This window comes from Psychrobacter sp. UBA2769, from assembly GCF_002352555.1.
Classification (GTDB): domain Bacteria; phylum Pseudomonadota; class Gammaproteobacteria; order Pseudomonadales; family Moraxellaceae; genus Psychrobacter; species Psychrobacter maritimus.
This window is the reverse complement of the sequence record NZ_DEIR01000021.1, coordinates 1-19,047: the sequence shown is the minus strand read 5'-3', so window position 1 is coordinate 19,047 and position 19,047 is coordinate 1. Positions and strand designations below refer to the sequence as shown.

The window sequence follows — 19,047 nt, the reverse complement described above, 5'->3', positions numbered from 1 at the left end:
AATTTTTTTATGCACACTGCTTCTCTGCAAACTACAATGCAAAGCGTTTTAGCGTCTCGATATCCACCAGACTTAATAAGCTTTCGTGACAGGCTTCAAGCTTTATTTGCGGGGCAATATCGAAATCTAAGGCTTCAACCCAGCGTAGCGCACAAATACACCAGTAATCACCAGGCTGTAGACCGGCAAAACCATATTCAGGCAGCGGCGTAATCAAGTCATTGCCACGACTGGCAGAAAAGTTTAAAAATTCGCTGGTCATCTTAGCGCACACGGTATGCTGACCAACATCGTGGTTGCCAGTATGACAAAAGCCATTGCGATAATAGCCAGTAAGCGGGTCAAAACAACAGCTGGCAAGGGCAGTGCCGAGGACGTTGGTTTGATTAATGGCAGGATTTGGGTGGTAATCAGTTGACATAAGGCTTTCCGAGATAAAATATGTGTTAGTGTAACATGAGTCTACCGATAAGGCGTTATGCAAGCAACAGACTGCAAACGCTTCAGGCTGACAGAAACAGTAATACTAATAAGCAGTGATGTTAAGAAACGGGGTTCTAGAAAATAAGTAAAAATCATGGAAGATAGTTAGCATAAATAACTCTGTGTTACTCTTATCGATGATAGGTATTACTTTTTATTTTCATTTATTCGTTCTGAATGCATACCTTATTAATAAGGAAGGCTATAAACCTTTTGACCATGAATTAGATGGTAATTGGGGTTAATTGTCACTAGGCGAAGCTTGGCTGCTATGCTAAACTAAAGCATAAAGTGCCTTGATTATTTATCATAGTTTTCTATCGCATAAATTTTAGCGCATAAAGATACTCGTCTTATCATCCTAACTTATACTTATTACTCACCCTTTTGCGGTCACCTAGTTTGCTTATAGATAATTGGGTCAGTGATGTTGCGCGTCAAAAATACAAAACGCCTTACATCCCTGCAATTGTAAATACAACCTTTTAGTACCGCATCAGTACCGCGTTTTTGGTAAGCGATACGCCAAACAAGGATTCATTGTGTCTGCCAGTTCTGATTCTGCAAAACCTGCCCAGTCAAATACGACAAAACCAGCGGCGACTCAGCCTGCTGATAATCGTGCTACCGCTAATGGCTTGCCATATCTAAGCAACTTTGCCAGCGATGTTGCCAATAACAGCTGGCTGCTGCCTGATGGGGTCGTCGATGTGTTGTTTGAAGATGCCCATAAGCAAGAAGTACTGAGACATCAATTGATCCAGCAGCTTATTAGTCATGGCTATCAGTTGGTCAATCCGCCGATGATTGAGTTTACTGAATCTTTATTAAGTGAAGCCTCAGAAGATTTAAAGCGCCAAACCTTTAAGATTATCGATCAGCTGACCGGTCGTTTGATGGGCGTGCGCGCTGATATTACCCCGCAGATTTTGCGTATTGATGCCCATCACGGCGGTAATGGTATTGCGCGTTATTGCTACGCCGGCGATGTCATTCATACCTTGCCTTCAGGATTGTTTGGCTCGCGGACACCGCTACAGTTGGGTGCGGAGATATTTGGTTGCGGCGAACTTGCAGCCGATATTGAGCTGATAGATGTGCTGTTTAGTATGGTCAATAGCTTGGATATGAGCGCCGCCCTACATATTGACTTGGGTCATGTGGCGATATTCAAGCGTTTAGCGGCACTGGCTGAGTTGTCTGATAATGACACCGAGCAATTGATGCATCTTTATGCCAATAAAAATTTACCAGAGCTAAAACGTGTTTGTCAGTTACTGACAATGGGTGATGATTTTTACGCATTGGCCCGCTTTGGCCATGATATGGCAAAGTTATTAGACACACTGTCAGATACTGCCAAACAAGATACACACATTGTGACGGCTGTCGATGAGCTACAACGTCTAAAAGCACACTTAGAGATGCAATGGCAGACGCCAGTAAGTATCGATGTGACCGAACTGTCGGGCTATCATTATCATACCGGTATTATCTTTAACGGCTATATCAATAGCGAAACTCAGCCGCTAGTACGTGGCGGGCGCTTTGATGGTATGCAGAGCGTGGGGCAATTAAGTGCTAAGCGGTCACGTGAAGCGACAGGCTTTAGTATGGATGTTAGCCGTTTGCTGGCGCATACGCAGCTTGAATCACCGATTATTGTATTGGTTGATTATGAGGCATTAAAGCAGGCTAATGCTGATAAAGCACAAATGCAAATATTATTGCAGCAGGTCACAAGCTTACGTCAGCAAGGTTACCGCGTCACTATGCCATTAACGTGCGATGACCGTCCAGCGGCTATGACGCATCGTTTAAACTTTGCGAGTAATCAGTGGCAGTTAGAAGCTATCTAAATTTAAACGCTATTTAATTTTAAAAGCTATATCTTGAATCTAAAATCTATTTAAAGAAATATCATTAAATGACTGGGTTATTAAATCGCTAAAGAATGACTTTTAATTATATTTTTTAGCATAATTTCAGTTTTAAACCGTTATTGCACACACCTCAATACATCAAGGTAAGGATTAATCATGGGTAAGAATGTCGTAGTTTTGGGTAGCCAATGGGGCGATGAAGGTAAAGGTAAAATCGTTGATTTACTGACCGAAAAAGCCGCAGCAGTTGCACGCTTTCAAGGCGGACATAACGCTGGTCACACCCTAGTCGTTGATGGTAAAACCACCGTTTTACATCTAATTCCATCAGGTATCTTACGTGAAGGCGTGACTTGCTTCATCGGTAATGGTGTGGTGTTAGCACCGGACGCATTATTAAAAGAGATGAAAGAGCTAGAAGACAACAACGTGCCAGTACGTGAGCGCCTACGTATTTCACCAAACTGCCCATTGATCATGCCTTATCACGTAGCGCTTGACCAAGCACGTGAAGCAAAACGTGGCACTGGCAAAATCGGTACGACAGGTCGCGGTATTGGACCAGCTTATGAAGATAAAGTTGCGCGCCGTGCGATTAAGCTTGCTGACTTGTTCCGTGATGACTTAGAAGAAAAACTACGTAACTTAATCGAATATCATAACTTCCAACTGACTCAGTATTATAAAGTTGACGCCATTGATTTTGATGAGACGTTTAAGCTTTGCCAAGAGTGGAAAGAAGAAATCAAAGGTATGGTTACCGATGTAACCGAAGACCTAAATCAATTACGTCTTGCTGGCAAGAACCTGATGTTTGAAGGTGCGCAAGGTACGTTGCTTGATATCGACCATGGTACTTATCCGTTTGTCACCAGCTCTAGCGTAACCGCGGGCGGTGTATCTACTGGTACGGGTATCGGTCCATTGTATTTAGACTATGTATTGGGTATCACTAAAGCGTATACCACGCGTGTTGGTAGCGGTCCGTTCCCAACTGAATTGTTTGATGATGTTGGCGCGCATTTAGCCAAAGTCGGTCATGAGTTTGGTGCAACGACTGGTCGCGCGCGTCGCTGTGGTTGGTTCGATGCCGAATCATTACGCCGTGCTGTGGTACTTAACTCTATGTCAGGTATCTGCTTGACCAAGCTTGACGTATTAGACGGTCTAGAAGAATTGCTAATCGGTGTCGGTTATAACCTACCTGAAACTGAATGTGCTGGCGCGCATGATGCTGAATTCTATGAGTCAGTAACGCCTAAGTACGAAACCCTACAAGGTTGGAGCGAGTCAACCGTTGGTATTACCAACTATGACGACCTACCAGAAAACGCCAAAATATATATCAAACGTATCGAAGAATTGATTGGTTGCCCTGTTGATATCATCTCAACTGGTCCTGACCGTGAAGAGACGATTGTACTTCGTGATCCGTATGATGCTTAGTCAGTGATAACCTTATGTTATAAGTAATTCATAAAACCCTAATGCTGAGCATTGGGGTTTTTTATTATAATAATGAACGAGTAATGATAGATAAATAAGTAGCAGTTTTTGGCTCTATACAAGCGACTTTCCTAAATTAACCCTATCATTTATAGCCTCAATCATTATAATAGGCAGCAATCCTATGTTGGCGCTCATACTACTTGATTTTATGTTTTCGTATTGGTAAAGCATGAGTCATCTTGGTCAGCCTAAGTCAACATAGCGGTCAGAGATAAAATTAGTGGTTAGAAATAAAATAACCCCTTTGCTATTTCATTTCTTATTTTAGTTCAATTTTTTAACCCCCTCATCCATTAGGAGCTTTTCATGGCTAACGAACGTACTTTATCTATCATCAAACCTGACGCAGTTGCTGGCAATAACATCGGCGCTATCTACGACCGTTTTGAAAAATCAGGTCTAAAAATTGTTGCCGCTAAAATGATGCAACTTGATGATAAAAAAGCAGGTGGTTTCTACGCTGAGCACGCTGAACGTCCATTTTACAATGACCTAGTTTCATTTATGACTTCAGGTCCAGTATTGGTATCAGTATTAGAAGGCGAAAACGCTATCGCTAAGCATCGTGATATCATGGGCGCTACTAACCCAAAAGACGCCGCTGAAGGCACTATCCGTGCTGACTTCGCTAGCAGCATCGATGAAAATGCCGTTCATGGTTCAGATTCAGCTGAATCAGCAGCTCGTGAAATCAGCTACTTCTTCAATGAAGATGAAGTTTGTGCACGTACGCGTTAATAGCAACAATTATTGATATCAGCTTATGATGTTGGTTATTAATAATTAGTGTGGCGAGACGGCTTATATCTTAGGGTATAAGCCGTTTTAGCTATTATAATATTCCGGTATTTTATTATGAATCATTAAAATGACTCATTGAAATTTCTAGTCACTTGCCTCATTATTAGTTTTACTGAGCATTATCAATCCCTTATCAGCATGTTTTCATCAGGTTTTTATGCTTTTTAAGTATTTACCAATGCCTCGATAAAAAATGCGCTCATAATGGATTGCTCCTGCACTCATACATAACGTATATACATAATGTATGACTGGCAACGCCCATCTCAATAATTGCAGCGCTTATCGCAATGGCTGCAAAAAGGTTCCCTATTATGTCGACTTCTCAAACACCCATCCAACATATCCCAACAAAGCCTGCGAATAGCATTAAGCTCGTTGATGAGGCGCAGGCAAAAACCAATCTATTGGGCATGACCCAAGCGCAACTGGCGGATTATTTTAAGAGCCTCGGCGAAAAGCCGTTCCGCTCGACGCAAGTCATTAAATGGATTTATCAGCAGGGTGTAACCGACTTTGAGCAAATGACCAATTTGAGCAAATCATTGCGTGATAAATTGTCAGCCAATGCCTGTGTTGTTCCGCCAAAAGTAATTCATCGTCAATATAGTGATGATGGTACGCGTAAATGGGTTTTTGAAGTGACGGGTGGCTCATTGGTTGAGACAGTATTGATTCCAGCTGATGACAGTAAATTAAACGGTCGTAAAACTCTATGTATATCGTCGCAAGTGGGCTGTGCATTAGATTGCAGCTTTTGTAGTACTGGTAAGCAGGGTTTTGAGCGTGATTTAAGCGCCGCTGAAATCATCGGACAATTATGGGTGGCAAATGCCTCTTATATGACCGATGACAATGACAGTTTAGAAAACGTTGACCATAGTTTATGGGAAAATAACGTCACCAACGTCGTTATGATGGGAATGGGTGAGCCGTTATTAAATTATAAACCCGTGGTTGGTTCGATGGAGTTGATGCTGAGCGACCATGCTTATGGGCTATCAAAGCGCCGCGTCACCTTATCAACGTCGGGCGTCGTACCAAAAATGTACCAATTGGCGCAAGATATCGATGTAGCCTTGGCGATCTCCTTACACGCGCCAAATGATGAGCTGCGTAATGAGCTGGTGCCTATTAATAAAAAGTATCCGCTAGAAGAGCTGATTGCCGCCGCAAAAAACTACGTTTATGATGTCAATCCGCGTCATAAAAAGCATGTGACAATTGAATATGTCATGCTTGATGGCGTCAATGATCGTAATGAGCATGCCCATCAACTAGTGGCGTTATTAGAAGGTTTACCAAGTAAGATCAACCTGATTCCGTTTAATCCGTTCCCACATGCGCCGTATGACAAATCAAGCAATAATCGTATCCATGCCTTTAGTGATATCTTAAGCCAAGCGGGTTTTGTTTGCACCATTCGCCAAACGCGCGGTGATGATATTGATGCCGCTTGTGGTCAATTGGTTGGACAAGTCGCTGACAGAACGCGCCGCTCAGCCGCTTGGCAGCAAAGTATTAAAGATCGGGAAAATAATAGTTGAAAGAATATTAAAAATGATTGTGGTAGCTATCTTGTTTAATTTAGATATAATCGATTTACTGGAGAAAAAATAGCTGTACTGCAATGAGTTTTTTTAGCCTCTTTCACTCAGACTCCATTAAGCAACAATTTATTGTATTGTCGTGTTACTATCAGCATATCTGAACGATAAAGACGCCTCCACTCGTACGAGTGTGGATGAGGTTTCGCATAGTTCTTAGGAACTTTACATAGATCAACCATTAAAATTACACTAAAATCAACGATGTATAGGTACAGTGTTAAGCATTATAATATTCGTTTTTTTGTAAAGAGTATTCCATGAAAATCAACAAAGCGTACAAATTTAGGCTTGAGCCTAACGCAGAGCAGGAGATTATTCTAAATAATCTTGTCGGCTCTGCACGCTTTGTTTGGAATCAAATGCTAGCGATCTCATTTGAGATGTTTGCCAAAAATGAATTTATTAATGCCACCAATTTGGTTAATAAAATCATGGATTTAAAGAACAATTCTGATTTTTCTTTCTTAAGAATCCATGCCAACGCCGTATCTTTACAACAAAAAGTACGTGATCTCGCCTCTGCTTGGTCACGATTTTTCGACCCTAAAGTTCATGCTAGGCTCAAAGAAAATAAAAAGAAGCTCCGAAAACCCAAGTTCTTTAAGCTAAGCGATGGCACAGAGATTCAACTACGACAACTGATGCCAAGATTTAAACGTAAATCTGATGGCTGCGACTCAATTAGGCTTGTTCAGTTTGATAAGTATTGCCGTATTGAAGGCAACCGCATCAAACTACCTAGCGGCATTGGCTTTGTGAAGTTTAGAAAATCGCAAGACATCATCGGCACCATTAAAAACATCACCATCAGCAAGAAATCAGGTCACTGGTACGTGTCTTTTGGTACGGAGCGAGAACTGGATCAAAACCCAATTCACCCCTCTACAAGCGCCATAGGGATTGATTTGGGCATCACTAAACTGATTACTACCTCAGAAGGTCAGCACATCCAATCCAAAAACAGCTTTAAAGCCAATCAAATTAAACTGGCCGCATTACAGCGTCAATTAAGTAGAAAAGTCTTATTCAGTCAAAACTGGAAAAAGCAGAACCGTAAGATTCAAAAATTACACCATCACATCGCCAATATTCGCCATGACTACTTGCATAAAATCACCACCACAATCAGCAAAAACCACGCCATGATTGCTTGTGAGGACTTAAAAGTAGCCAATATGTCGAAATCTGCAAGCGGTACACTAGAAAACAGAGGGCGTAACGTTAAAGCCAAGTCAGGATTGAATAAGTCGATCTTAGATCAAGGCTGGGGCATGATGGTTGATATGCTTGAGTACAAGCAGCACTGGCGCGGTGGGCTACTTGTCAAAATAAACCCACAATACACCAGTCAGACCTGCTCCCAATGTCAGCATATTACCAAAGAGAATAGACAAACTCAGGCTAAATTTGAGTGCGTCAAATGCGGGCATAAAGCAAATGCTGATGTGAATGCAGCTAAAAATATTCTTGCGGCAGGACATGCCGTGTTGTCTGTGGAGGGAGGACGCAGTAAAGGTCGCCCGATGAAACAGAAAACTTGTGACATTCGTGAGAAAGTCGCCTAAGAGCGTTTGCTTCTAGAATCCCCCGCTTGAGCTTAGCGAAAGTGGTGGGAGTATGTCAATAAACTGATGCCTCGAAGATCGAACGCATTGAACCTCAGCTTTATGATGGCGGCTATGATGACTTTTAAAAATCCTTGTCAGTTCAAATATCAAACATTTATTTCTCAGACGGCGCAGCAATTGAGTGTCAATGTTGTTCGTATTGCCAAAAAGCGCGGCGCAAACGTTATTTTGTTAGCCAGCGCTTTAAGTGCCTTGCTACTTAGCGGTTGCCAGAGTACAACGACCACGGATTTAACCGGTGGTACGCCTTATCAAACCTCGACGCGGCCGAGTGACAATCGTAATTTGGATCAGCAAGAAATTGCTCGCGTTCGCACCTCACTTGCGGCACAATATATCCGCAAAAATGAGCTTGATACCGCTCAGCGTCAACTTGAAAAAGCCTTTGCTGCCGATAGCCGTTATGCGCCAGCCTATGATATGATGGGCGTTTTGTTGCAGCAAGAGGGCAGTCGCCTTAATCTTGAAAAAGCCGATCAATACTTTAAAAAAGCCATTACGCTTGATAAAGATTTTGATCAAGCCCACAACAATTATGGCGTTTATCTGTCGCAGATGAAGCGCTATAAAGAGGCGGCGGCGCAGTTTGAAATTGCAGGGGCAGCACTTGGTTACGAAGGTCGTATTGGGGCGTTAGAAAACTTAGGACGCACTTACCTTCAGCTGAATGATCATCCAGCCGCTGCCAAAGCGTTCTTGCGTGCCCTAGATGGCAACCGCAATAGTGTGATTGCACACATTGAATTGGTCGATTTATTACTCGAGCAGCAGCGTGTGCAGCAAGCACAAAGGCTTTATGACGAAACTTTGATGCTGGTACAAGGGCAGGGTATTAGCCCGCGCTTGCTATTGCAAGGTATCAAACTTGCAGCAGCACAAAATAACATAGCAACCCGCCAGCAATTGGCACAGCAGCTTTTATCCGCTTATCCACTAAGCGATGAAGCAAAACAACTTAAGACTTGGCTTAACAATCCAGAGGCACCATGGAAATGACCACCCCATCATCAAACACTCAATCTAACGCTCAGGGATCATTTGGTGCCATGTTGCAGCAAGCCCGCAAAACTAAGCAAGTGAGCTTGGAGGACGCGGCCGCCGAGTTATTTATTTTAAAACGACATTTGCAAGCCTTAGAAAATGAAAATTTTGCGGATTTACCGCAGGCGGCGTTTGCGCGTGGTTTTGCGATTAACTACGCAAAGTTTTTGGGTTTAGATCCAGTAAAAATAGCCAATAGCTTCGATGCTGCTTACCCAACTGAGCTAAAGTCGCGCTCAACCAACAATATTGAGTCGCCATTACGCCCGATGGGTACCCTGCAGCGTGATACTCATAACCGTATCCGTTTTAATCCATTACTAATCATCGCGGTCATTGGCGTCATTATCTTAGCGATTTTCCTATTTCGTATGGTCAGTAATGCCAGTAAAGACAATAATCAGCAGCCAGTAACCAGCAGTGAAGACATCTCAGCGCTAGAACAAGCGCAAGGTGCGGCGATTGATACCGATGCTAATGGCGTTGGTGCTTCTGGTTCAGCACTTAACTTGGGCGGCGATGCAAGTATGGCACCAGCTACGCTGGATGTTAAGCTGACAGATGCCGCTGTCGTCACTATCACTGACGCTACCGGTAATAGCTTGATAGCTGGCTCGCAGACTGCTGGTAATTATCAATTATCTGGTATGCCGCCCTTTAATGTACAGATTGATAATGTTAAAAATGTCAGTTTGATGCTTAATCAAGAAGCGGTAGCCCTAGACAGTTATGCTACAGGTACGCAAGCCAGTTTTGAGCTCGCGCCTTAGTTTTTAAGTAATTGGTTTATTAGTTGGTCAGTTTATTAAATAACTGGTTTTAAAGTGAGCGCTAATTTTTCCAGTGATTGCTATTTCTAAAACCGATATTGTTAATATTAAGTTATTGTTAATATTAAATAGTTGTTAGTCTCAAGAAAGCTATTGGCGTTAAAAAGTTATTAGCGTTATAAAAGCGATGTTTGTTTCCAGTTTTTTTTCGTTCCAATTTGTTCCAATGAAAGGGTTTGTCTATGTCAACGTCAGCGCCTATTAACCGTCGTCTTACTAAAAAAATATATGTCGGTGATGTCGCGATTGGTGGTGATGCACCGATTAGCGTGCAAAGTATGACCAATACCGATACTTGTGATGTGGCAGCGACCGTTGCCCAAATCGAGCGCTGCGTTGAAGCAGGGGCGGATTTGATGCGCGTATCGACGCCGACGATGGATACGGTAAAAGCCTTTGCGGAAATTCGTAAGCGTGTCAGCGTACCCTTGATAGCTGATGTGCATTTTGACCATAAAATTGCCTTGGCCGTTGCTGAAGCTGGTGCCGACTGCCTGCGTATTAACCCGGGTAATATCGGTAGCGACGCCAAAGTACGTGAAGTGGTTGCTTGTGCCAAGCATTATAATATTCCTATTCGTATTGGTGTTAATGCCGGCTCATTGGAAAAAGACATTCAGCGTAAATATACTGAGCCAACCGGCGCGGCGATGCTCGAATCAGCCATGCGCCACATCGATATATTAGAGCGCTTGAACTTTGATCAATATAAAGTGTCGGTTAAAGCCAGCAATGTGTTTTTGACATTAGATGCTTATCGTCTTATTTCGGCTCAGATTGATAATCCACTACATTTAGGCGTCACCGAAGCCGGTGTTTATCGTACAGGCGCGGTTAAATCTGCGATTGCCTTAGGCGGGCTATTATTAGATGGCATCGGTGATACCATTCGTATCTCCTTAGCCGCAGAGCCGGAAGAAGAGATTAAAATCGGCTTTGATATTTTAAAATCGCTAAATATTCGCTCAAATGGCGTTAACTTTATCGCTTGCCCAAGCTGCTCGCGCCAAGAGTTTGATGTCATTAGAGTGATGACGGCGTTAGAATCACGTTTAGAAGATATCCGTGAACCGATGAATTTGTCAGTGATTGGCTGTAAAGTAAACGGTCCGGGTGAAGCGAAAGAAGCGGACATTGGTATTGTCGGCGCGGCACCAAAATCACTGGTCTACCGTATGGGCGAAAAAAGCCATTTGATTGATACCAATAATTTGGTCGATGAGATCGAAGGCATGGTACGTGCGCATGCCGAGGATTTGGCGAAAAAACGTGAGAATGAAATCATTCGTGTAAAGTAATAAAGTAAGCGTAAGACGCTGAGCTATTAAAAGCTTAATGTGTAAGCGTCACGACAAAAATAATTAGTAATAGAGTACTTTGTTAAAAAATTTAAGGATGCGACCGTACCATGATTAAAGCTATCAAAGGGTTTAATGATATTTTGCCTGAACAGTCTGCAAAATGGCTGCACTTAGAGTCGATATTGGCTGATGTGCTGGGCAGATACGGTTATGAGCATATTCGTCTGCCTATCGTTGAGCAAACTGACTTGTTTGCCCGTGCTATCGGCGGCGCAACCGATATCGTCGAAAAAGAGATGTATAGCTTTACCGATAAATCTGAGCCGCCAACGCCATTGGCCTTACGTCCAGAAGGTACGGCAGGGGCAGTACGTGCAGTGATTGAGCACAATTTATTGCGCGGTGATACGCCGAAACTTTGGTATATCGGTCCGATGTTTCGCTATGAGCGTCCGCAAAAAGGTCGCTACCGTCAGTTTCATCAATTGGGTGTCGAAAGCTTTGGTAGTGCGCTACCGGATGCTGATGCCGAGCTGATTGCTATGACGCATCTGATGTGGCAGGAATTGGGTCTAAAAGACGAGATGCGCTTAGAGCTTAATAGTTTGGGTGAGCTTGATGAGCGCCATGCTTATCGCGAAGCACTGGTTGCTTATCTGACTGATAAGCAAGAGCAGCTAGACGAGGACAGCAAACGCCGTTTAACGACCAATCCGCTGCGTATTTTAGACAGTAAAGAGGCGAGTACCCAAGCGTTATTGGTAGATGCACCAAAGCTTGCTGAGTTTTTGGGTGCCGAGAGCAAGGCGCATTTTGAGCAGGTGCAAGCGTATTTAACCGCACTTGGTATTGAGTTCGTTATTAACCCGCACTTAGTACGCGGTCTTGATTACTATAATAAAACCGTTTTTGAATGGGTAACTGATAAGCTTGGTAGCCAAGCGACCGTTTGTGCGGGCGGTCGTTATGATGGTTTGATTGGGCAATTAAAATCTATCGGTAGCCCTGATGACAAAGGGCATAATAAACCAGTGAAGTCTGAGCCAGCCGTTGGTTTTGCAATGGGGCTTGAGCGTTTATTGTTGCTTATCGAGGCCGTGGCGCCGATTGCAGAGCTGCCAGCTTGTGACGTTTTTGTGGTTGCTCATCCAGAAGTTTATAGTGCGGGTATTGGCTATGCGCAAGAGCTGCGCTACAGCCGTCCTGACCTACGGGTAAAAATGGCGAGCGCAACCAGCTTAAAAGCACAAATGAAAAAAGCGGATAAGTCGGGCGCTGCATTGACGGTGATTATCGCCCAGCAAGAGCTCGATGATAATACCATTAGTATTAAAGATATGCAGACGGGTGAGCAACAAACGGTTGCGACAGATTGGCTATCGACTAAAGAAAACTTTGATCGTTAGTAAAAGAAAACTTGGTTCGCCAGTAATCGATGGTGGCTTTAGCATTCGCATTTAATAACACTTTTATCAGGTAAAAATATATGGCTCTGACACCCAATTCGCCAAATACAGACAATTCAATGCAAGCGTTAAAGCAGTATGGCAGCTATATTGTCACCGCGATTTTATTGGCGTTGGCCGCCTATTTCGGCTGGACGTATTGGCAAAATAACCATGCGCGTGTCGATACGGTTGCAGCCGACCATTATGCTGATATTCAGCGTTTAAATGAGGAAGTCAGCCTAGCGTCGCAAAATCCAGATTTAGAAGCAGAGGCGCAAGCGTCACTGGCGGAGAGCCGTAAACAGTTAGACAAAGATATTGATGCTTTAGTGAGCACTCATGGTAACTCTGTCTATGCATGGCAAGCGCTGATGATTAAAGCCCGTCAACAAGTGGATAACGATGACTTTAAAGGTGCTGGTGAGACCTTTAAAAAGGCACTAGCAATCGATTTGGGCGATGCAGGCCTAGAAGCGATTACCCGTCTGCGCTATGCGAAGACGTTACTAGCGGCTGGTGATGCCGACGACGCCTTGGCTGAAGCCAATAATGATATGCCAAGCTCGTTTGAAGCGAGTCAGCAAGAGCTATTGGGTGATATTTATCTGGCACAAGATAATAAAGACTCAGCGGTTAAGTCTTACAATAATGCTTGGGAATTGTTACGTAACCGTCAAGAAACACGTGCAGTATTGGCATTAAAGATGGAAAGTTTGGGTATCGTACCTGAACCTATTGCGGCGCCAGCCAGTCTTATCCAAGAACCTGCGGTAGCTGCAGCACCTGCACAACAGCCATCAGTGGTTGAAGATGAAAATACGGTAGAAACTGCTGAATAGTAGAGGTTGAAAATAGATAGTAAAAAGATTTTCAATAATAATCGCTGGTGCTAGATATGAGCGCTAACGCTTTAATAAGTATTTTAATAAAAATTGTAATACCTCAAATCGTTCTACAAACCGTTTTAAAAAACTGTTTTAAAAACTAAGTAGCGCAGTAAGTCAGGAGGGTAGTATTAATAATGAGTGCTTATTTATGTACTGGTTATTATTGCTCACCGTTTACTTGCTGATAGCTAATTTATTAATGATTAATTTATTGCTAGTGAGACCCTATAATGACTCAAGCTATTCGCTCAAACAGAACTATAAACGCTAAGACCATCAAAACGACGGCCATGCATGTCGCCGTAATCGCAGTGATGGCAACTGCAGTCGTTGGGTGTAATCGAGGTATCAAACCAGTCGTCAATGACCCCGTCAAATTGGTGCAAATTGCGCAGCCAATTAGTGTATTGCAGCCGGTTTTTAGTACCGATGTTGGTAGCAAAAAAGCCAGTAGTAAAGATCCGCTTGACCTGCAAGTGGGCTATGCCAATTCGCAAATCGTTACTGCCTCACGCGGTGGTGATTTAATAGGCTTTGATAATGCCGGTCAACGCCTATGGTCAGTTAATGTTGGTGATCAAATTACCGGCGGCGTTGCCTTAGATGCCTTGAGCCAAACCGCTATTATCAGTACCCGTGGCGGCTTGGTGATGGCGTTTGATAGTGCCACTGGTGCTAAGCGTTGGCAGACCCAGCTTAGCGGTTCGGTACTAACGCCTGCTTTAATCAGCAATAACCGCGTGGTTTTATCGGCGAACGATGGTTTCTTACATGGGTTATCGTTACAGAACGGTCAGTCGGTTTGGCAGTTTGCCACCCAAGTACCAGCTATCAGCGTACGCGGTAGTGCAGCGCCAACATTGCTAGATGCGAAAACCGCACTATTGGCTACGGCTGATGGTCGCTTGCATGCCGTCACTATCGATAATGGCCTACCGCAGTGGTCACGCCGCGTTGGTGTCGGTGCGGGTAGTAGTGAAGTTGAGCGTATGAGCGATGTCGATGGCATGCCTATCGTCGATAAGAACCAATTGTTTGCCATCAGCTATAGTGGTCAGTTGCTAGGTATCGACTTAGCTTCTCGTCAAGTGCTTTTTGTCAATGAGCTTGCGAGCTTAAAATCACTGGCGGTGAACAATCAGCAAGTCATTGCAACCAGCTTAGACGGCAAAGTAGTTGCTTATAATCGCAGCAATGGTGAAGTTTTGTGGGAAAGCGAAGAGTTGGCTTATCGTCATTTAACCAACCCTGTAATGATTGGCAATTATATTGCTGTCGGTGATTTTGATGGTGTAGTACATTTATTTGACCCTGCTAGCGGCAAAATCGTTAGCCGTGTACAGACTAAAGGCGCATTAAGTAGCCTACAAGTACAAGGTAGCCGCTTACTGACCCAAAGCACCTCAGGGCAAGTTGCTATCTGGCAGTTGGCGCGCTAGATTTTTATAACTCATTGCTTATTTGATTGTACTGATTAAATAAGCCTGCTTATAGTGACATGAGTACTAGTTATATCAATACAAAACGCTGCTTAGTCAGCGTTTCGTGCCTTGTATAAATTGCTTGTTTAAGCGGTCGCTTTCGCGTACTCTATGCGACCGCTATGTATTAGGCGTTATTGCTGCGTTATTCATATATAATAGCGCTATCTATATAGTCGATTCATTTTAGAATTTATATCTGTAGCACGTGGCTATTCATATATTGATATTATTTCCAATTGACTATATTCGTTGTTATCTAATTTTATCGTTTTATTTTTATAATTTATTTAAATTCGCGGTCAAGTGCAGCTATTTATTTTTATGATAAGAGTAAGCGTGCTGTCCGCCATTGTGCCCTTCACTGAGAGTAACCCATGAGTATCAAGCCTGTGGTCGCCTTAATTGGTCGTCCAAACGTCGGTAAATCAACCTTATTTAACCAGTTCACTAAAAGTCGGCAGGCATTGGTTGCTGATTTGTCAGGGCTGACTCGTGATCGTCAATACGGTGATGCAACCTATGAAGACAAATCTTTCATCGTTGTAGACACCGGTGGTATTGGTGAAGCGGATGATGGTAGCGGTAACATTGATGATTATATGTCGGAGCAGTCGCATACTGCCATTCATGAAGCTGATATTATCGTTTTTGTGGTCGACGCCCGTGCCGGTATGATTGGTGCCGATGCTGAGATTGGCAAGTTTTTGCATACCCTTGGTAAACCTGTTTATGTTGTAGCCAATAAAGTTGATGGCGCGCACGATGCCGCGCCTGCAGAGTTTTATGCCTTAGGATTGGGCGAGCCGTATCCGATGGCAGCCAGTCATGGGCGCGGTGTTGGTAACTTGCTAGAAGTTCTGACTGCTGATATGCCAACGCAAGAAAACGTTGTCGAGCCAAAAGGCTTAAAGCTGGCTATTATTGGTCGTCCAAACGTTGGTAAATCAACGCTGGTTAACCGCCTATTGGGTGAAGACCGTGTGGTGGTATTTGATATGCCGGGTACCACGCGTGACAGTATTTATATTCCTTATACGCGCGAGGGTAAAGACTACGTATTGATTGATACCGCCGGTGTCCGTCGCCGTGGCAGAATCGATGAAAAGGTAGAGAAATTCTCAGTCATTAAAACCTTGCAAGCAATTGACGATTCTAACGTCACGGTTATTGTGATTGATGCCCAAGAAGGTATCGTCGACCAAGATTTGCATATGATTGGTTATGCGCTTGATGCGGGTCGTGCCTTGGTAGTCGCCATCAATAAATGGGATGGTCTCACTGCAGATCAAAAGAACTATATTAAGATTGAGATGGATCGCCGTTTCAACTTTATCTCTTACGTAAAAATCCATCAAATATCAGCATTGCACGGTACAGGCGTGGGTAACTTATATCCTTCTATCTTGCGTGCTTATCAGTCGTCGATGTTTGAGGTATCAACCAACCGTTTGACGCAGATTTTACAAGATGCCGTTGCTGCCAACCCGCCACCAACGGTTGCTGGCCGCCGTATCAAGCTGCGTTTTGCGCATATTGGTGGTCATAACCCACCAGTGATTGTTATTCATGGTAACCAAACCTCTTCGCTACCGAAGAGCTATCAGCGCTATCTTGAAAATCAATTCCGTCAAGTATTTAAGCTTGAGGGTACGCCGCTAAATGTTATCTTTAAACAAAATGATAATCCATACGCCAATAAAAGCGACACGCCAACCAAAGCAAAAGCGCAGCAGCTACGCCAACGTGAGCGCAATCGTGCGCAGAAATTTACTACCAAAGATAAGCCGAGATTCACTAACAAAGATAAAAAACGTTAATTTAGCGAGATAAGATTGTCTTTATATTTTTTAGCAAATAAAGACCGTTTTATTTTATCTTTACTGTTTTTTTATCCTTGGCTTTTCTGTAGTATGAATTGCCATGATGACTATACCAGTTGTCATGGCATTTTTTAATTTAAGACATTCTTAAGTTACATTAAAATGTCGCATTGCGCTTATTACCCCTATAATATGCTTATACTATAATCACATGTTGTCTTAACTCAGTTGAGTGATATGAACAACCGCCCAACAAAAACCCTTCCCATGCTTATTTGGCAATCTATCATGCAGACCATGATTTTGGCTGTATTGGCAGGTTTTCTATTGTCTTTTGTTTATGGTTTGGTGCAACATTATAAAGAAGTGCGTCAGCATACCCAGCAATTGGCGAACTTGCTAACCATTAGTGCGGCGAGCGTAGATGGCGACGAAGTAGTCGCTGAGCAAGTACGATTTTTGTTAGAAAATGAGCAGAATATTGAAAGTATTTTGTTTTATTCAACCTCGCAGCCTATTGTCGATAGAAATTTATCTAGAGATGATTGGATGAATGCGCTCTTTGCTAATACTGTTAGTTTTAATTATCTAGTCATTGGATATTATACTGATGGTAGTAGCACGCTATCTATGGCTAGTGATAATGCCAAATTTAACACCAACACTGAGCAGCAGACAGCTAGCGCTCTGCCAGATGTTACGCTTCAAGAAACCCCGCCAAGTGAGTTAAGTACGGATGATACTTTGGTAGGCTATATCAATATTACCTTGGATGTGACGGCGCTGCGTGCAAACTGGCTGCAACGCAATCTATGGTTATGGGTGATGACGACAGTATTAGCGATTATTTGGGCGTTGTTTATTTTGCGCAAATTGAATTGGCCTTCCAGAGATATTGCGACGCTGAATGAAGTCTGTGACATTGTTATTAAAAACCCTGAGCTTGAGCAATTACCAGTGATTCCGCAACGCTTTAAGTTTCAAGAGTTGGTGCAAATTAAGCATGCGTTTACGACTTTATTCAATCGCCTGCAACAATCGAAACAAGATTATGAAGCGCTCGCGGTTTTCGAGCAGCAATTGCATCAAAAAGATGTATCGCTCGATGTGCAGCTGCATAACTTTCAAAGCATGATTACCCATGAGTTAAAAACCTCACTTAATGCTATCGTTGGCGGCCTACAACTGCTAGATGATGAACACCTTAATGATGAACAAAAAGATGCGATCGATATTGTTCGCAATGGTAGTGATAAATTAGTTTTAGCTTTGAATCAAATCATTCAGCTTAACCAGATTCAAAAAGGGCAGGTTAGCCTAAAAAAAATTGAGTTTAATCCACTACAATTAATTGCTGACCTGTTGGCAGAATTTGAGCCTATTGCCAGTCAAAAAGGTTTGGCACTGGTTAGCCATATCCATCATATTGATTATAGCCTTGAAGGTGATGCCGAAAAAATTCAGCAAATATTATCGATAATGCTGAGCAATGCGATTAAGTTTACCCCAGTCGGGCAGGTGAGCCTTACTTCGCAATTGACCCATTTCGATCATAGCAATCGCTGGCAGATTCGGATAAAAGATACGGGTATCGGTATTGATAGCAGTTTTATAGACGATATCTTTAATCCATTTTTTCAAGTAGATTCATCACAAACTCGCCAGTACGAAGGCACGGGTATTGGTTTGCCTGTCGTTAAGCAAATGGCGCAGTTAATGGGGGCTAGCATTGATGTTGATAGTACGCTTGGCGTAGGGACTGAGTTTATTGTTACTATTCCGCTGTCCACTCAACGCCAATCGCGCCAGCAGTATCTGCTGACGGGGCTAGTTATCGTCTATTACTACTATCAAGATAGTGGCGCTTTAGCGGATGAATTGCAGCGTTTGGGCGCGCATGTCATCTGCTATCAACATGAACAGCTCGTTATCGATGAGATGCAGCATAGAAAAGTCGATATGGTGATGTTTGCGGAAGACGTATTAGCAAGCAAAGCGGAATTAGTGGCCAAGCGTATTCGCGCCTCTGAGACCGACTATCGGGCTTTATTGGTATTTTGGTATCCACAGCAGCGTGCACGACATTTAGACAGCTTTGAGCATGGCTTAAAAGCGGCCGGAGTTGATTACTGTCAGGTGGCGACCTATGAAGATAAAGCGCTGAGTAATTTATTAAAGAGCTGGCTCGCTTGGTCTTAATGATGGCGGTAGGCATGAACATAGTGATAAGGATAGACAAATAAAAAAGACGCCCATAAACAGGCGTCTTTTTTAATACTAAAATTACTGCTAACTATTATAACCCCAGTTCGGGATAAGCCA

The 19,047-nt window shown here is 43.1% G+C and carries 14 protein-coding genes; 13 read left to right on the top strand and 1 reads right to left on the bottom strand.

Annotation, left to right across the window (positions count from 1 at the left end; translation table 11 throughout):
- Window positions 1-31 precede the first annotated feature (31 nt).
- On the bottom strand, window positions 32-421 hold the full coding sequence (locus tag B3Q63_RS10265; RefSeq protein WP_201562997.1) for a DUF2237 family protein: 390 nt from the start codon (window positions 419-421) through the stop codon (window positions 32-34).
- A 604-nt stretch (window positions 422-1,025) separates the two neighbouring features.
- On the opposite strand from B3Q63_RS10265, the gene B3Q63_RS10260 reads away from it, so the two are divergent.
- From B3Q63_RS10260 to B3Q63_RS10200, 13 genes are all read left to right on the top strand, one after another.
- Window positions 1,026-2,342 carry an ATP phosphoribosyltransferase regulatory subunit gene (locus B3Q63_RS10260; RefSeq protein ID WP_296176305.1) on the top strand — a complete coding sequence of 439 codons (1,317 nt, stop codon included), beginning with the start codon at window positions 1,026-1,028 and terminating at the stop codon, window positions 2,340-2,342.
- 180 nt (window positions 2,343-2,522) lie between these two features.
- On the top strand, window positions 2,523-3,812 hold the full coding sequence (locus B3Q63_RS10255) for an adenylosuccinate synthase (RefSeq protein WP_183619033.1): 1,290 nt from the start codon (window positions 2,523-2,525) through the stop codon (window positions 3,810-3,812).
- A gap of 369 nt (window positions 3,813-4,181) precedes the next feature.
- On the top strand, window positions 4,182-4,613 hold the full coding sequence (gene ndk / locus B3Q63_RS10250) for a nucleoside-diphosphate kinase (protein WP_193011877.1): 432 nt from the start codon (window positions 4,182-4,184) through the stop codon (window positions 4,611-4,613).
- A 377-nt stretch (window positions 4,614-4,990) separates the two neighbouring features.
- Window positions 4,991-6,223 carry a 23S rRNA (adenine(2503)-C(2))-methyltransferase RlmN gene (gene rlmN / locus B3Q63_RS10245; RefSeq protein WP_296176299.1) on the top strand — a complete coding sequence of 411 codons (1,233 nt, stop codon included), beginning with the start codon at window positions 4,991-4,993 and terminating at the stop codon, window positions 6,221-6,223.
- Between the two features lie 320 nt (window positions 6,224-6,543).
- The gene (locus tag B3Q63_RS10240; protein WP_296176297.1) at window positions 6,544-7,851 is read left to right on the top strand and encodes an RNA-guided endonuclease InsQ/TnpB family protein; all 1,308 of its coding nucleotides are present in this window, start codon (window positions 6,544-6,546) and stop codon (window positions 7,849-7,851) included.
- Between the two features lie 114 nt (window positions 7,852-7,965).
- Window positions 7,966-8,910 carry a type IV pilus biogenesis/stability protein PilW gene (gene pilW / locus B3Q63_RS10235; protein WP_296176295.1) on the top strand — a complete coding sequence of 315 codons (945 nt, stop codon included), beginning with the start codon at window positions 7,966-7,968 and terminating at the stop codon, window positions 8,908-8,910.
- A complete protein-coding gene (locus B3Q63_RS10230) occupies window positions 8,907-9,725 on the top strand; it encodes a helix-turn-helix domain-containing protein (protein ID WP_201618879.1) in 819 nt (272 codons plus the stop codon). Before pilW ends, B3Q63_RS10230 begins: the two co-directional genes overlap by 4 nt.
- Window positions 9,726-9,967: 242 nt before the next feature.
- Window positions 9,968-11,083 (top strand): flavodoxin-dependent (E)-4-hydroxy-3-methylbut-2-enyl-diphosphate synthase, encoded by a 1,116-nt coding sequence (ispG, locus tag B3Q63_RS10225; RefSeq protein WP_201618878.1) that lies wholly within the window; start codon window positions 9,968-9,970, stop codon window positions 11,081-11,083.
- A 110-nt stretch (window positions 11,084-11,193) separates the two neighbouring features.
- Window positions 11,194-12,492: a histidine--tRNA ligase gene (gene hisS / locus B3Q63_RS10220; protein ID WP_271134199.1), complete on the top strand. Its 1,299-nt coding sequence runs from the start codon at window positions 11,194-11,196 to the stop codon at window positions 12,490-12,492.
- Window positions 12,493-12,572: 80 nt separating this feature from the next.
- On the top strand, window positions 12,573-13,373 hold the full coding sequence (locus tag B3Q63_RS10215) for a YfgM family protein (protein WP_296176290.1): 801 nt from the start codon (window positions 12,573-12,575) through the stop codon (window positions 13,371-13,373).
- Between the two features lie 278 nt (window positions 13,374-13,651).
- A complete protein-coding gene (gene bamB, locus B3Q63_RS10210; RefSeq protein WP_281490186.1) occupies window positions 13,652-14,860 on the top strand; it encodes an outer membrane protein assembly factor BamB in 1,209 nt (402 codons plus the stop codon).
- Between the two features lie 419 nt (window positions 14,861-15,279).
- Window positions 15,280-16,722, top strand: coding sequence for a ribosome biogenesis GTPase Der (der, locus tag B3Q63_RS10205; protein ID WP_296176287.1), 1,443 nt, complete (start codon window positions 15,280-15,282; stop codon window positions 16,720-16,722).
- A 240-nt stretch (window positions 16,723-16,962) separates the two neighbouring features.
- Window positions 16,963-18,924, top strand: a complete 1,962-nt coding sequence (locus tag B3Q63_RS10200) for a sensor histidine kinase (RefSeq protein WP_296176285.1) — start codon at window positions 16,963-16,965, stop codon at window positions 18,922-18,924.
- Window positions 18,925-19,047: the final 123 nt, after the last annotated feature.